General features: G+C 39.8%; 14 protein-coding genes. 12 read left to right on the top strand and 2 right to left on the bottom strand.

The genetic code is table 11. The features are described from left to right. Positions 1-33 precede the first annotated feature (33 nt). Positions 34-1515: an FMN-binding glutamate synthase family protein gene (locus CWB62_RS08605; protein ID WP_058404692.1), complete on the bottom strand. Its 1482-nt coding sequence runs from the start codon at positions 1513-1515 to the stop codon at positions 34-36. A gap of 88 nt (positions 1516-1603) precedes the next feature. After that, positions 1604-3385 (bottom strand): DUF885 domain-containing protein, encoded by a 1782-nt coding sequence (locus tag CWB62_RS08600; protein ID WP_138531008.1) that lies wholly within the window; start codon positions 3383-3385, stop codon positions 1604-1606. A 488-nt stretch (positions 3386-3873) separates the two neighbouring features. Here CWB62_RS08600 and CWB62_RS08595 point away from each other — a divergent pair, with 488 nt between their 5' ends. The 12 genes from CWB62_RS08595 (at position 3874) to CWB62_RS08540 (ending at position 16472) form a co-directional block, all read left to right on the top strand. Then, positions 3874-4860 carry a GGDEF domain-containing protein gene (locus CWB62_RS08595; protein ID WP_058404719.1) on the top strand — a complete coding sequence of 329 codons (987 nt, stop codon included), beginning with the start codon at positions 3874-3876 and terminating at the stop codon, positions 4858-4860. A gap of 83 nt (positions 4861-4943) precedes the next feature. Further along, positions 4944-5699 (top strand): bifunctional demethylmenaquinone methyltransferase/2-methoxy-6-polyprenyl-1,4-benzoquinol methylase UbiE, encoded by a 756-nt coding sequence (ubiE, locus tag CWB62_RS08590; protein ID WP_058404694.1) that lies wholly within the window; start codon positions 4944-4946, stop codon positions 5697-5699. Between the two features lie 11 nt (positions 5700-5710). Next, a complete protein-coding gene (locus CWB62_RS08585) occupies positions 5711-6385 on the top strand; it encodes a ubiquinone biosynthesis accessory factor UbiJ (RefSeq protein ID WP_058404695.1) in 675 nt (224 codons plus the stop codon). Positions 6386-6394: 9 nt separating this feature from the next. Beyond that, on the top strand, positions 6395-7996 hold the full coding sequence (gene ubiB, locus CWB62_RS08580; protein ID WP_138531006.1) for a ubiquinone biosynthesis regulatory protein kinase UbiB: 1602 nt from the start codon (positions 6395-6397) through the stop codon (positions 7994-7996). Positions 7997-8076: 80 nt separating this feature from the next. Next, entirely contained in the window at positions 8077-8316 is a 240-nt protein-coding gene (gene tatA, locus CWB62_RS08575) for a Sec-independent protein translocase subunit TatA (RefSeq protein WP_058552747.1), read from the top strand. Between the two features lie 5 nt (positions 8317-8321). Then, on the top strand, positions 8322-8654 hold the full coding sequence (tatB, locus tag CWB62_RS08570) for a Sec-independent protein translocase protein TatB (RefSeq protein ID WP_058404698.1): 333 nt from the start codon (positions 8322-8324) through the stop codon (positions 8652-8654). A 48-nt stretch (positions 8655-8702) separates the two neighbouring features. Then, entirely contained in the window at positions 8703-9443 is a 741-nt protein-coding gene (gene tatC, locus CWB62_RS08565) for a twin-arginine translocase subunit TatC (RefSeq protein WP_138531004.1), read from the top strand. Between the two features lies 1 nt (position 9444). Beyond that, complete coding sequence (locus CWB62_RS08560) at positions 9445-9948, top strand: hypothetical protein (RefSeq protein ID WP_058404699.1); 504 nt, start codon at positions 9445-9447, stop codon at positions 9946-9948. Then, a complete protein-coding gene (locus tag CWB62_RS08555) occupies positions 9948-10733 on the top strand; it encodes a TatD family hydrolase (RefSeq protein WP_138531002.1) in 786 nt (261 codons plus the stop codon). The genes CWB62_RS08560 and CWB62_RS08555 overlap by 1 nt, the downstream gene beginning before the upstream one ends. Further along, a complete protein-coding gene (locus CWB62_RS08550; RefSeq protein ID WP_138531000.1) occupies positions 10733-12586 on the top strand; it encodes a sensor domain-containing diguanylate cyclase in 1854 nt (617 codons plus the stop codon). The genes CWB62_RS08555 and CWB62_RS08550 overlap by 1 nt, the downstream gene beginning before the upstream one ends. Before the next feature lie 12 nt (positions 12587-12598). Continuing rightward, positions 12599-13609 carry a porphobilinogen synthase gene (hemB, locus tag CWB62_RS08545; RefSeq protein ID WP_058404702.1) on the top strand — a complete coding sequence of 337 codons (1011 nt, stop codon included), beginning with the start codon at positions 12599-12601 and terminating at the stop codon, positions 13607-13609. Positions 13610-13739: 130 nt separating this feature from the next. Continuing rightward, positions 13740-16472: an ExeM/NucH family extracellular endonuclease gene (locus tag CWB62_RS08540; protein ID WP_138530998.1), complete on the top strand. Its 2733-nt coding sequence runs from the start codon at positions 13740-13742 to the stop codon at positions 16470-16472. Positions 16473-16513: the final 41 nt, after the last annotated feature.

Below are 16513 nucleotides of genomic sequence, written 5' to 3'. Positions count from 1 at the left end.
AACATGCGCCTATTGCGTCTGTTTATTTTTGACTTACTTATAATTTTCGTAAATTTTGTCTAATGGCTCCGAAAGGCCACTTTCTTGCACTATGCGTACATGCTCACGTTTAAGCTCTCGTGCACTTGTTACGCCGCATGAGTGAGCAATAAGCCCCGCGCCATAGTGAATATACTTATTGTAGTTAGCCACTCGCTGCGCTTTATCAGCAACGTTTAAACCGCGCTGCAAGCGTTCGTTATGAGTAGTAATACCGGTAGGGCAAGAATCTTTGTTACATTGCATTGCTTGAATACACCCTAATGCAAACATATGTCCGCGAGCCGATACAACAAAATCGGCCCCAAGCGCTAACGCCCAAGCAACTTTAGAAGGCACAATAAGCTTACCCGAAACAATGACTTTAACGCGATCACGCAGTCCGTGTTTTTCAAGCATATTAACTACTAGCGGTAAACTTTCACGAAGTGGTAATCCCACAGAGTCCATTAAGGGTTGAGGAGCAGCACCTGTTCCACCGTCTGCACTGTCAATAGTAATAAAGTCAGGAGCTGACTCTATACCACGGTGATTTATTTCAGCAAATAAGGTTTCTAACCAGCCATACGCACCAATAACGGCCTTAAAGCCAGTTGGTTTACCTGTAGTATTTCGTACCGTTGCAATCATATCGAGAATATCGCTGGGGTTTTTAATTTCAGGGTGCCCATTTGGACTAATAGAATCTTCCCCCTCAGGGATACCGCGTATTTTTGCTATCTCAGCATTCACTTTACGCCCAGGAAGCATACCTCCCTTACCGGGTTTAGCACCTTGGCTCATTTTAAGCTCAAACATTTTAACCTGCTCGTGTGCTGCAACCTGTTTGAGCTTTTCGATACTGAGCTGCCCATTTTCATCGCGTACCCCGTATTTAGCAGTACCAATTTGAAAAACTAAATCGGCGCCCCCTTCAAGGTGATAAGGGCTCAAGCCACCTTCACCCGTGTTCATCCAACAGCCTGCGAGCTTGGCTCCTTTAGAAAGAGCACGGACAGCGGGTTTAGACAGCGCACCAAAGCTCATTCCCGATACATTAAATAACGAATTGGTTGAATAAGGTGTTTGGCAATAGGGCCCAAGCGTTACTTCACTTGGCGCAAGCGCTTCTTCATCAAGCGTAGGGAAGGCGCAGTTCATAAACATGACCGTACCTGTGACCTCTAAGCTTTGTGTAGATCCAAATGCCGCAGTACGGTCTACGTTTTTTGCAGCACGGTAAACCCAACTACGTTCGGCCCGATTAAAAGGCATTTCTTCTCTATCAAGGGCAAAAAAGTATTGTCTGAAAAACTCGCCTTGGCGTTCAAAAAAATACCTAAAGCGCCCAATTACCGGGTAATTTCGTCTAATTGCATGCTTTGTTTGTGTAACATCGCGGATATAAAAAATAACGACAATTAAAACCAGCAAACCTAAAAAAACAATAAATAGACTCGCAAATACATCAATACTAAACATTATAAAATTATTCATTGTAGGGTTCGCTGCTGTAAAAATAAAAAAGTGCTATGCCCAACATGACATAACACTTTTATGCATTCAAGAATTAACCATCTGTAGGTTAACTCTTCTGTTTGGCTAGCTCTTCATTAATATACAAACGTACTTGCGCCTCTAAAACTGATAAAGGAACAGAGCCATGGCGTAATACCTGATGGTGAAACTCCCTAATATCGAAATTTTGCCCAAGTGCTTGCTCAGCTTCTTTACGTAAACGTTTAATTGTGAGCTCACCAATTTTGTACGACAGCGCTTGGCCAGGCCAAGTTATATAGCGATCGGTTTCGGTTTTCACATTGTGTAACGACAACGCCGTATTTTCGCTCATAAACTGCATAGCACGCTCTCTACTCCAGCCATACATATGCATACCAGTATCAACCACTAAGCGAGCCGCTCGCCACATTTCGTAAGTTAAACGGCCAAATCGGCTATATGGGCTTTGGTAAAAACCGGCTTCAATGCCTAAATACTCAGAGTAAAGCCCCCAGCCTTCACCAAAGGCCGATAAATACGCATCTCGACGATAGCTTGGCAGGGTTTCTAGCTCTGCATTCAATGATATTTGTAGATGATGGCCAGGTACTGCCTCGTGTAAAGTCAACGCTTCTAATACATACAGTGGGCGCTTATCAAGTGCGTACGTGTTTACCCAATAATACCCTGCCTCATCATCCCTATTTGACCCAGAGTATCGACCCGTTGTGTATTTAGGTGCGATGCTCGCAGGTACAGGCGCAACACCATATGGTTTACGGGGTAGCGTATGAAACAGCTTTGGTAGTTGCGCGTCCATTTTTTTAGCTATGTATGCTGCTTCTTTTAGCAGTTGCTCTGGTGTAGTTGCATAAAATTGCGGATCGGTTCGTAAAAAGTGGATGAACTCTGCAAATGTTCCCTCAAATTCTACTTCTTTTATAATTGCTTCCATTTCGCCGCGAATGCGGGCTACTTCCTGCAACCCCAGCTCGTGTATTTCTTTAGGGGTCATTTCGGTAGTGGTGTAATATTTTGCTCTATTTTTATAAAACGACTCGCCGTTTGGCGTATTTGAAATACCTATCGTAGTGCGCGCACCGGGGCGGTATTCCTGTGTAAAAAAAGCTAAATAATTTTTATACGATTCAATTACTTTATCTTTTATTACCAATTTAGCCTGTTGTTGAAGCGATTTAAATTCACTCTCTGACAAAGCTGCGTTATTTTTTAAAAAAGGTTTGTAAAACTCAGATGTTGTAACATCATCAACTATATAGGCCAATATTGACTCTTCGTACCCTTCAAGTACCGCTTTAGGTTGCGTTAAACCTGTTTGAAGACCTTTTTTCATCCAATAAATGTTTTGTTCAAAAAAGCGAGGAAGCTGAGCCAAACGCGCTAAATAAGTTTGATAATCTTGCAGTGTTTTGTATTGGCTACTGTTTACAATATACGATAAGCCAGAATGAAAACCGTACTCAGAAGTTAACGGCATGTAATGAGTATTAAATACATATTCGTCAACACTGTTTTGTACCTGCGCCCGAATAATGTTGAAGTTTATTTGGTTTTCAGCATTTAATTTATTTGTATTAATTGCATCTAACTCAGCCAAAAATTGAATTTTTTTATTGTATTGTTGAGCTAAAAACTCAGGCGATAAATTAGCCAACAAATAACCATTAACGCCCTCAGTGTTAGCATAAGGACTCGTAGTTTGTCGGTAATCTACAATACTGTTAGCTATCGCTGTAAATTGACTATCGACGTTATGGTTTGTGGTTTGACAGGCACTTAAAGTACATAAAAACGTCATGCTGATGAGCGTATTGCGTATTGGCTTGAGTAATAAATGATTCGTCATAATAAAGTTTAGTCAGATAATGAATTTCACAAAACTATCGCAGACTCAGTAAATAGCAAGTAAATGAGATAAGCATCGTTGCTGAGAGTGCCTTTTAGGTTTAAAACTTACTTGATAAAAGAGCTCTTTAAACTCTAAACACTGCTTATAGTACGTATCTTATTTTTATACTAAAAACACAACTGTAAGGTGAGTGTCTAAATAAAAATCAGCCCTAAAAGTACCGTTTAAAATATTTATTAAAACGATAAATCATATTAAATGAGTTAAAAACAAGCCTAATTGATGAGAAAAGCAGCTATTAAGCGACTAAAGTAAAATTTAAGTTCCCTTGGCCCTATTTTTGCTTTTTAATAGCAGTTATAACGATTACTGTAGTAAAAAAATAATAAAAAAGCTCGGACGCACAATCGACTCATGGAATGAAATTATAAATTAAGCATTGATGCGTACTTAGTTGGTATTAAATAATGATGTTCCATGATTCCATGGCTATTGCTCAAGAGAAAATGACTCAAGTGTGTTTGTTCTTAGAACGTTATGCATTGCCGCCAACGCCCCTGAATTTTCAAGTTGTATACACCTATGTTAGCCAAGCAAATCTAAAATTAAATAAAACATTAGATCGCGCTATTTCTACCGATGAAAACATTGATGGTGTATTAATAGAGCAGCTTTACTTTGAGTTTTTAAACGTCGGACACAATACGCAAGTGTCGATGATTCAAAACGTAGACGGTGTTATTACCTCATTATCTAACAATGCACAAAATACAGAAAAGCAAATCAGTCGCTTTGCTGATCAAGTGAGTGAATGTGTTCATTCGCTTGACGAAAATAATATAGAACAAAGCCGCCAAGCACTTAATAAACTTGATAAGCAAACTGCTGAGTTACTCGCCCAGCATAAAAAGTTTAAGCAAGAGCTAGCTAGAGCTAAAAAACTACATGAAAGAACACAAAAACAACTTTCCCAACTTCGAAAACAACACATTATAGACAGTCAAACCGGTTTATTTAAACGTCATTATTTGACCCAGCAAACTGAACTTTGGACAAACCAATCCAAGTCAATTTGTGCCATTGCCATTCAAATAGATAACTTAGCCCATTTTGTGGATAACTTTGGCGATGTTATTGGTGAAGTCATTTTAAATAAAGTGGCTAAACAAGTTCAAAAGTATGTGATGCAAAGTGGTTTACCAGGGCGTACTGCTAAAGATCAGTTCACTGTTTTACTAGCGGACATTGACCCTGAGACAGCAATTCTCATTGCTGAAAAAGTCCGTAAGGGCGTTGAAAAGCTGCGTTTTGTAAGTTCAAAAAGTGGTGCAAAACTGCCTAGTATTAATTTATCATTAGGTATTGCCCAGCATCAGCAAAAAGAAGACTTTAACCAACTGGCTAAAAAAGCGTCTCATGCGGCATTTAAAGCCCGATCACTTGGTCAAAGCAGTTTTACCGCCGGCCAATAAAACACCTGATAAATCATATTCAAATTGCACCTTCGGTGCACAATAAAGTACACTAGTACTTATTGCCACGATAGAGATTAATCATGAACGAAACCCCTGAAAAGACCACGCACTTTGGCTACAAAACCGTTGCTGAAAATGAAAAAGCATCAATGGTTGCAGACGTATTCCACTCTGTTGCGGCTAAGTACGATGTAATGAATGATTTAATGTCTTTTGGTGTACACCGTTTATGGAAACGTCAAACTATAGCCAGTTCTGGCGTTCGTAAAGGCCATCATGTACTCGATTTAGCAGGTGGTACAGGCGATTTAACGGCAAAATTTAGTCAACTAGTCGGTGAAACTGGCCAAGTGGTTTTGGGCGATATAAATTCATCTATGCTCAAAGTAGGGCGTGAAAAGCTTCATAACTTGGGCCTTGTAGGCAATATTGACTACGTGCAAATGAATGCTGAAATGCTGCCATTTCCAGATAATAGCTTTGATGTGATCACCATTGCCTTCGGTTTACGTAATGTAACCGACAAAGACAAAGCACTGCGCTCAATGTATCGCATACTAAAGCCAGGTGGTCGTTTATTAGTATTAGAATTTTCTAAGCCAAAACATGAAGCACTTAGCAAGGCATATGACTTTTACTCGTTCAATTTACTGCCAACAATGGGCAAGCTAGTTGCTAACGACAGTGAGTCTTATCAATATTTAGCAGAGTCGATTCGTATGCACCCAGACCAAGATACGCTTAAAGCAATGATGAATGAAGCTGGATTTGAACAAACAACGTATCAAAACTTAACAGGCGGAATTGTTGCCCTTCACCGTGGTTTTAAATATTAAGGCACAGAGTCATGGCGCTTGATCAAGCAACTGAAAAAACCAGTGATGATACAAATATATCAACCTTTTTGATGCTACCCAACTTTGTACTTTCGCTTGTTGAGCGCATTTTAAACCAAGCACTTAAACTCGACCCTAACGTTGCCCACAAGCTAACTACAGTAAAACAAAAGCGTTTACTTGTTGAAGTTAGAGACTGGCAACAAACCATACAACTTGTTTTTGCTGACGAAAAATTACACCTTTATACCGCAGACAACAGCGATTATAGCGATTGCATGATCAGCGCTGATATCGACACGCTTGTTGCACTTAAAAACCCGGCCATACTTACACAGTTAATTCGCCAAGATAAACTTGATTTACAAGGTGATTTGAATATAGCTCAAGCATATAGCGGTGCATTTTCGGAAATAGACATAGATTGGCCTGAGCAACTATCAGCGTATATCGGCGATGCTCCAGCTCAACAACTTTACATGCATTTAATGTCGCTAAAGCATCAAGGAAGTAAAGTAACAGCAAAACTAAGCTCTACACTTACAAGCTTATTTCAAGACGAATTAGCAGTCACTATTCACCCTTTAGAACTTGCACAATTTAAACAACAAAATAGAGAACTAAAAGGCCAAGTTGCCGCTATAGAGCAGCGTATAAACACTTTATTAAACGCTATAACACGCTAAGGACTTTTTGTGTCTTCTTCACGATTGTATTACATCACTAAAACATTACTTAGCTATGGTTTAGACGAATTAGTACCTAAAAATAAAGCGCCTTGGTTTGCAAAAATTGCCAGAGGGTGCTTATTTTGGTTACGAAATCAGCATAAAGAAAAACCTGCCGGGCTGCGCTTACGTTTAGCATTACAAGAACTGGGCCCTGTATGGATTAAATTTGGTCAAATGTTGTCAACACGTCGCGATCTACTTCCTCACGATATCGCGCAAGAGCTTGCCTTTTTACAAGACCAAGTTCAGCCTTTTGAAGGCGAACTAGCACAAAAAATTATAGAAAATGCACTTGAGATTAATGATATTAGCGAGCTATTTAGTGAATTTTCACAAACGCCATTAGCATCCGCCTCAATCGCACAAGTGCATACTGCAACGCTTATTGACGACAATAATATTGAACAAGATGTAGTTATTAAAGTAATTCGCCCAAACATCCATGAACAAATAAATGCCGACTTAGCATTAATGGAAAAGCTCGCTCAAGTACTTGCCAATGTACATAACGAATCAAAACGTTTGCGCCCCGTAGAAGTAGTAAAAGAGTATAAAAAAACACTGCTTGATGAATTAGACCTAATGCGTGAAGGCGCCAATGGCATTCAATTAAAACGTAATTTTGATGATTCTGATGCGCTTTACATCCCCACTGTTTATAGCGATTACAGCCGAAGCAACGTGTTAGTCATGGAGCGCATTTACGGTATACCCGTGTCAGACACCGAGTCGTTAATAGCGCAAAATACAAACATGAAATTGCTTGCAGAACGCGGTGTAGAAGTTTTTTTTACGCAAGTATTCAGAGATAGTTTTTTTCATGCTGACATGCACCCAGGTAATATTTTCGTATCTCGCGAGCACCCCGAGAACCCTAAATATATTGGTATAGATTGCGGCATTGTTGGCACCCTAAGTAAAGAAGATAAACGCTATTTAGCAGAAAACTTTATCGCCTTTTTTAATCGCGATTATCTTCAAGTTGCACAACTGCATGTTGATTCTGGTTGGGTCCCTGAAGATACCAGTATAGAAGAATTTGAGTTTGCTATTAGAACGGTGTGTGAGCCTATTTTTAATAAGCCCCTTGCTGAAATATCATTTGGTCATGTGCTGGTAAATTTATTTAACACTGCGCGTCGCTTTAATATGCAGGTGCAACCACAGTTGGTATTACTACAAAAAACTTTACTGTATGTAGAAGGGCTGGGAAGGCAACTTTATCCTCAGCTTGATCTATGGAAAACTGCTAAACCCTTTTTAGAACAGTGGGTAAAGGAACAAGTAGGTCCGCTGTCTGTGTTGAAACAAATGTATGCAAACTTACCGTTTTGGGCAGAAAAAATGCCTGAGCTTCCCGATTTGATTTATCAAAACCTAAAGCGCCCCGCACGAAAACAAGTGCCTACACAACCAATATCTCATAAACCTTTAGTGCTTAGTTTGTTGGGGAGTGCTACTTTGGTGGTGTCAGCATTGTGTTATTTACAGCATGATTTCATTGCTGCAGCTCTTACAATAACCTGTTCTATCGCATGTTTTATTGCTGCTTGGCGACACACATAAACAAAGTGCTATTTGCAGTTTAGAGCGTATAATTAGTATTTAAAATATACATTTAATCTTTTTATTAATTGGAGAAAACCATGGGATTGGGCGGCATTAGTATTTGGCAATTATTGATTGTTTTGGCAATCATTGTACTTCTTTTTGGTACTAAAAAATTACGCGGCATGGGTGGTGACTTAGGCGGAGCTGTAAAAGGGTTTAAAAAAGCAATGTCGGATGAAAAACCAACTGAAACAGAGACACCTGAACAAATTCAAAAATCGCAAAATACCGCAGCCACAGACACAGAAAAAACCAAAGATAGTGATAAGGTTTAATTAACATGGGCATGTGGGAGCTAGTTGTTGTTTTTATTGTAGGCTTAGTTGTACTAGGGCCTGAGCGTTTACCCGTAGCAATAAGAACAGTTAGTCGCTGGATCAAAACGGTAAAATCTCTGGCTAACTCTGTTAAAGCTGAGGTCAGTGAAGAGCTGCGCGTACACGAACTCCACGAAAATCTAAAAAAAGCTGAACAGCAGAACCTGCAAGATTTAAGCCCTGAGTTGCAGAGCTCTTTAAGTGAGCTAAAGCAAGCTGCAGAATCGGTAACCCACAGCTATAAAAAACAGCCAAAAGAATCAAAACCTGAACAAATTATTGATGAAAAAAAGTGAATTTAATTTACCTTTATGTGGTCCACTTATTAAATGGTATGAAGAATAATGGCTGAAGAAGTAAAATCGGGATTTGTAGCTCATTTAATAGAGCTACGAGACAGACTTATAAAGTCACTGTTGAGTATATTAGTTATTTTTATTGCAATTGTGTATTTTGCAAATGATATCTATACGTTTGTTGCGCAGCCGTTAGTGTCTCATTTACCAAGCACTGCAACCATGATTGCAACCGATGTAACTGCTCCCTTTTTCGCCCCATTTAAACTGACATTATTTGTCGCTTTATTTGCCTCTATACCCTGGATATTGCATCAAATTTGGGGGTTTATAGCTCCGGGGTTATACCAACACGAAAAGAAAATGCTGATGCCAATTCTTGCTTCAAGCATTTTACTATTTTATGGCGGTATCGCATTTTGCTATTTTGTAGTGCTACCCATTATTTTAGGCTTTTTTACCAATACAGGTCCTGAAATGATGACTCTCGCGCCAGATATAAGTAGTTACTTAGGATTTGTATTAAAACTATTTTTTGCGTTTGGTGTGGCATTTGAAATCCCGGTTGCGATTATGCTGTTATGCTGGAGTGGGGCAACCACAACTACGAGTTTAAAAGAAAAGCGCCCCTACATTGTGGTGGGCGTTTTTGTAGTGGCGATGTTTTTAACACCGCCCGACGTTTTATCACAAACACTTTTAGCCTTCCCTATGCTACTTTTGTTTGAATTAGGTTTAATTTTAGCGAAATTTTACACCGCTAAACCACAAGAAGAAGTTGAGGAATAAAATGAAAAAACAAATACTCTCACTACTGGTTATATTAAGCGCACCTGCATTTTCTGCGCAGTCAGACATTAATACACAAGCACTGAAAGCATGTAGCTTTATCGAAAATGATTTTAACCGTCTATTATGTTACGACAATACAATGGCAGGAAAACCACTTACAAAACCAACAGTGACTCAAAAGCTTACTGCCCCAAGCACTTCAACAAGTACTCCTGCTGTAGCGGTGGTTGATGCGCCAAAAGATGACTTTGGCCTAGAACATAAACAAGATAAAAAAAATAAAGAAAGTGAAATTAAAGCAACGATAACATCAGTTGAAAAAGCCCTTTATGGTGAACTCATTATTACATTAAATAATAACCAAAAATGGCGTCAAATTGGTTCTGATAGCATACGCTTAAAAGCGTCTGATGCTGTAACCATTACCCGCGGGGTATTTAATTCATTTTTACTTAGTAAAGATGGTCAAAACCGTTCTATTCGCGTTAAACGAACCAAGTAATGTCTTACAGACTGGTTGATGCTGGCGTTAACTTAACAAACCACCAGTTTGATGATGAGCATCTGGATGTCATCACCCGCGCTAAAAGCGCGGGTGTTGAAAAAATGCTGCTTATTGGTTGCGACCTTTCATCGAGTGAACAATCTTCAGCGTTAGCTAAAACCTATCAACTTTTTTCGACCGCTGGTATTCATCCACACGATGCCAAAACAGCAACTCACTCACTAGAGAGCCAGTTAACATTGCTTGCCAATCAACCTCAGGTTATTGCAATTGGTGAATGTGGGCTAGATTATAACCGTGATTTTTCCCCTCGAGATATTCAACGCAGCGTATTTAGGCGCCAACTTGCGCTAGCCGAACAGTTAAATTTACCGGTTTATTTGCATGAACGTGATGCGAGTGATGACATGATCAATATTCTTAGCGAGTTTAATGTACGCGGCATACTCCACTGCTTTACAGGAGATGAAAGTGCACTCGAAAGTTATTTAGCATTAGGCCTATACATTGGTATCACAGGGTGGGTTTGTGATGAAAGACGCGGACAAGCATTGCAAGCTTTAGTCCCAAGTATTCCCTTAAAACGCCTACTTATTGAAACTGACGCGCCTTTTTTAATTCCACGAACAGTTGAACCTAAACCGAAGTCTCGCAAAAACGAGCCTTCATTGCTGCCCTATATTTGCCAAACAATTGCTGAACTTTACCAACTTGAGCCTCATGTTATTGCTAAGCAAACAACCGATAACTTTTATACTCTTTTTGGTTTAGAAGCTCGTTAATGAACAGTTTAAAGGCTGCTATTTACCTGTTTATACTGTTTTGCACTTTTTCAGGTGTTGCTTCTACGGTAACAATAAACTCTGATTTTTCGTCCTACTCTGTTAAAAATATCACGTATTCTTTTGAGCCTTCATCAGTAGAGGCGGCTTTAAAACTTGAGCCTAAAAAATGGCATTCGGTTAATCAAAAACTTTTAAACTTTGGCCTAGAAAGTCGCCCTGTTTGGATCTCATTTGAAATAAATAACACGTTAAATAGTCGCTTTAGTCCATTAGTTTTAATAGACAATCCATTTTTAAATGAAGTTCAGCTTTTTCACTTAAATAATGCACAGATATTGTCAGAAATTAGGCTGGGTGATTCATTCTCACTTAATGAACGTCCCATAAAAAGTGAGTTTTTGTTAGCTAAACTGACGCTTCCAGCAAGCTCCACAACTCGGGTTATTCTTAAGGTGAACAATCCATCAGGTTTACGTATTCCGATTAGTTTATGGCAACAAGATATTTATTTAACTAAAAAAGAAGGCTTCAACTTAGTTTATGGATTAATGGTCGGCTTTTTGGCAGCACTAGCATTAAGCTGTTTATTTTTGTATGGATTTTCTCGTAAGCGTTATTTTGCACTAGCGGGAGCGATTACTTTTACCCTAGGCCTTTTTTTAGCGTATTTAGGCGGGTTTGGCTTTCGTTATTTACACCCGAGTATTCCTGCAATTCAACAAGTAATAATGCCAATATTACTTATTTTAATCGCGTTGTTGTTTTTCCCTTTACAGCTACAAATGTGCAAGCTAAACACTTGCAAAATAGCACGTGTGCAAAAGTTAATAACAAAATTGCTCGCGGTATCTCTATTATTTATTTGGCTACTTCCTGACTGGTTAATCACTGCATATTGCCTAATAATAACCCCTATTGTTTTGAGTTTGTATCTTTTAACAACCTACTTATCTACTCGCGCCCACCCTTCAAAATCTAAAAATGCCTTATTACTAGCTTTGGGCTTTTTTAATGCAGTAGCGGTTTATTTTGTTATAACCGTAATGGGGTGGTACACCTTCGAAACAATGGGTTTGATCATTATATCTGTATTCTTTTTTGGTTGTACCTTTTGCTTATGTTACGCGGTTATGAAGCAATTCATAACTGAACGAGATGAGCAGATAATCGAACAACAAACCTTGATAGCAGAGAATACGGCGCAAGATACACTCTTAAAAGAGCGGCTCGCATTGCAAGAAGAAGCGCAATACGAGCTTGAATCGCAAGTAGACGAACGCACATTTGAACTACAAGTAACACTTAGAGAGCTTGAAGAAAAAAACAGAGAACTTGAACAACTGAATACAGAAGATGCGTTAACAGGCGCTAAAAACCGTCGATTTTTTGATAAGAAGTTAGTAATGGAGCTTCGTCGTTCACGCAGAGAGCAAACACCGCTAAGTATTATTATGATTGATATTGATCACTTTAAAGCAATCAACGATACCTACGGACACTTAAGTGGCGATAACGTGATTAAAGCGACTGCTGGCATTATTAAGCACTTTTTAAAACGCCCACTGGATGAAGTCGCTCGCTATGGCGGCGAGGAGTTTGTAATTTTACTACCAAACACCGCAAACCAAGGCGCCTTTGATATAGCAGAGCAAATACGATTAGATATTTATCAAAACCCAGTTATTGTTGAGGGTGCTGAAATTAAATTTACCATTAGTGCTGGTGTTTATACCTTTATTGCTGATGATATAAACACCCCTGAATTATTTACTGAACGCGCAGATAAAGCACTTTATAGCGCTAAACAACATGGCCGTAATAAAGTTGTCAATTTTGAAAACCTACAATAGGAGCATAGCAATATGGCCCAATCTGGACTAGATCTTTTCCCCTACACACGTATGCGCAGAATGCGTCGCGATGATTTTTCTCGTCGTCTAATGGCCGAAAATCAACTTACTGTTAACGACCTCATTTTTCCTGTTTTTGTGCTGGAAGGTAAAAACCGCCGTGAATCCATTGAATCAATGCCCGGTATTGAGCGCTTATCTATTGATCAGCTTTTATTAGAAGCGCAAGAACTTACCGATTTGGGCGTTCCGGCCATTGCTATTTTTCCGGTAACACCTGCAGATAAAAAATCACTCCATGCCGAAGAAGCCTATAATGACGATGGTTTAGTACAGCGGACTGTTCGCGCTTTAAAAGAAGCCTTCCCAGAGCTGGGGGTTATTACTGATGGTGCATTAGACCCTTTCACTACACATGGGCAAGACGGTATTATTGACGATACAGGCTATGTAATAAACGATGTAACTACTGAAATATTAGTTAAACAAGCCCTGTCACATGCAAACGCTGGGGCTGATGTTATTGCCCCCTCAGACATGATGGATGGCCGAATAGCGGCTATTCGTGAAGCACTCGAAGCAGACGGGTTTATACACACTCGCATTTTAGCGTACTCGGCTAAATATGCATCTAGCTATTACGGCCCTTTCAGAGACGCAATTGGCTCAGCAAGTAACTTAAAAGGTGCCGATAAGAAAAACTACCAAATGGATCCTGCTAACTCTGATGAGGCAATTAGAGAAGTAGCACTTGATTTGCAAGAAGGTGCCGACATGGTGATGGTTAAACCCGGCATGCCCTACCTGGATATAGTACGTCGCGTAAAAGATGAATTTGGTGTACCTACTTTCGCATATCAGGTCAGCGGAGAATATGCAATGCACAAAGCCGCCATTGATAACGGTTGGCTAAGTGAAGAGGCCACAATTATGGAGTCTTTACTTGCTTTTAAGCGCGCAGGAGCTGACGGAATATTAACCTACTTTGCCAAACAAGCCGCGCAATACCTCACTAAAAAGTAAGTAATTGATAAAAAGGCGGTTAAACCGCCTTTTTGTTTACATTCATTAACATAATTGTATTATTTTTGTCATTTAGATTCTCTAAACTGGTGTCCCATTTTGGGATTTAAATACACGGGAATAATAAAAAATGTTAAAAACAAAAATAACGCCACTGGCGCTTGTACTAGCAGGTCTTAGTGCACCAGCGTCCGCCAACTTAATCATATCTGAGTATGTTGAAGGCAGCGGCTATAATAAAGCGATAGAGCTATATAACACATCATCATCAGACATCTCTCTAGGTGATTATACATTACAGCGCTACTCTAATGGTTCTAGCACTGTTTCTACTGAATTAACGTTAAGTGGTACTCTCGCTGCTAATAGCACTTATGTTATTGTTAATGCTGACTCAAGAGCTGATGCAGGCCTTATTTCAAAAGCAGATTTATCTGACTCAGTTGTAAACTTTAATGGTGATGATGCTCTAGTTTTAATGCAAGGCACAACTGTTGTTGACAGCTTCGGCCAGCGAGGTGTAGATCCTGGCTCATCTTGGTCAGAGGGTGGTGTAGAAACCGCAAACAAAACGTTAAGACGTAAAGATGGAATAGTAACTGGTCGTGTCACTCCAGATGCAAGCTTTAACCCTAGCGAAGAATGGACCCAGTTCGATCAGAATGAATTTACTGGCCTAGGTTCTCACGCGGGTAATGGTGGCGGAACAGATCCTGAACCTGATCCAATTGAGCCAATCGTATGTGCTGCTGATAAAACGCTAATTAGCGCTATTCAAGGCGAAGGTAACGAAAGCCCGCTAGTAGATACATTAGTAGAATTAGAAGGTATCGTTACTGCCGACTTCCAAGGCGATGATGAACTTAAAGGCTTCTTTGTAACTTCACTTGCCGCTGATGAGGATACAAATCCACTAACTTCTGAGGGTGTATTTGTTTACTTTGCAGATACCGATGTAAACGTTGGCGATCACGTACGTGTTCAGGGTACAGTTGATGAGTACTTCGATTCAACGCAAATTTCTGATGTTGTTCAAGTTGCTGTATGTGCAACGGGTCAATCAGTAAGCGCTACTAAAATTTCTTTACCTTTAGCAAGCCAAGATGATTTAGAGGCCTTTGAAGGCATGCTAGTTACCTTAGACCAAGAGTTAATTGTGACAAATAACTTTGGTTTAGGCCGTTACGGTGAAGTTGAGCTGGCAACTGAACGTTTATACCAAGGCACCCAAATTGCTATGCCTGGCGATGCAGCTAACGCTGTTGAAGTAGAAAACTTAACTAAAAAAATCTTAGTTGATGACGGTTCAACAACTCAAAACTCAGATCCTACTGCTTACCCGACTCCTGGTTTATCAGCAGAAAATACATTACGTACGGGCGATAGTGTAAACAGCGTAACAGGTGCATTAGCGTACAGCTTTAGCACATACCGTATTCACCCAACAGTTGCACCGCAGTTTATCGCAACTAACCCACGTGAGGACGCACCTGAATTACACCCTGATGCAGACCTACGTGTTGCAAGCTTTAACGTTCTAAATTACTTCAATGGTGACGGCCAAGGCGCTGGCTTCCCAACTAGCCGTGGTGCTGACTCACTTGAAGAGTTGGTTCGCCAAGAAGCTAAGTTAGTAAGTGCAATTAGCGCAATGCAGGCTGACGTTGTTGGTTTAATGGAAATTGAAAACGATGGCTTTGGTGAGTTTAGTGCTATTGCAAGTTTAGTAAACGCATTGAATGATGCTGACAGTGCAAACGAATATGCTTTTGTAGACTTTAATGTTAACCAAGTAGGTACTGACGCAATTACAACTGCACTTATTTACCGCGCAAATAAAGTTGAAGAAGTAGGTACTGCTGCTATTACAACTACAGCACCATTTGATTTCAGCAACCGCACACCTATCGCACAAAGCTTTAAATCGTTAGAGTCGCAAGAAGTATTTACTGTTGCAGTCGCCCATTTAAAATCAAAAGGCGGTTGTGGTAGTGCAAGTGGCGCTAATGAAGATCAAAACGATGGGCAAGCATGTTGGAATGAAATCCGTACAGAAGGTGCAAGCGCATTTGCTGATTGGTTAGATAGTAAACCAACAGGTGTAGACGACGAAGATATTATCTTAGTGGGTGATATGAACGCCTACGCGATGGAAGATCCAATTCGCAAATTTGACGAAAAAGGTTACAAAAATGTTGTGGCTGAGCTTGATGGTAACACACTAGCTTACTCTTACAGCTTCTCTGGCCGTGCTGGTAGTCTTGACCACGCTGTAGCTACAGAGTCTTTACTTAGCAAAGTCGTGGCAGCTAAAGATTGGCACATCAATGCCGACGAGCCTATCGTACTTGATTACAATGTAGAGTTTAAGAGCGAAGGTCACCAGTCAACGCTTTACTCAGAAAGTGCATACCGCGCGTCTGATCATGATCCAGTGATTGTTGATATCAAATCTGAAATTGTACTTACACCAGAAGAGCAAACCCCTGTTGTTGCTCCAGATCAAGTTTTCTCTATTGATGAAAACAGTGCTGTAGGTACCGTAATTGGTATGCTTGATTACGCAGATCCGAATCCTGAAGATTCACCTGTTGTTAAATTCATCATATCTGAGAACGATAGTGTCTCAATCAATGATCAAGGTCAGCTAATTGTTGCTGGTGAAATTGATTATGAATTTGAAAACCGAATCACGTTTACTGTACAAGTAGAAGATAGTGTTGGTAACGTATCAAAAGCTGAAAAAGCTGCTGTAAAAGTAAACAACTTACGTTCAGATGATGATAACGATGCAGGCTCTTTACTTTGGTTGTCTCTTCTTTTAGCACCACTTTCTATTGTGCGTCGCTTTAAAAAGAAATAAGTAACATAAAGTAATTAACAAAAAGCCGCTCTTGCGGCTTT

The sequence above is a fragment of the Pseudoalteromonas sp. S408 genome (assembly GCF_005886645.1).
Taxonomy (GTDB): domain Bacteria; phylum Pseudomonadota; class Gammaproteobacteria; order Enterobacterales; family Alteromonadaceae; genus Pseudoalteromonas.
This window is presented reverse-complemented; position numbering and strand designations above follow the sequence as displayed.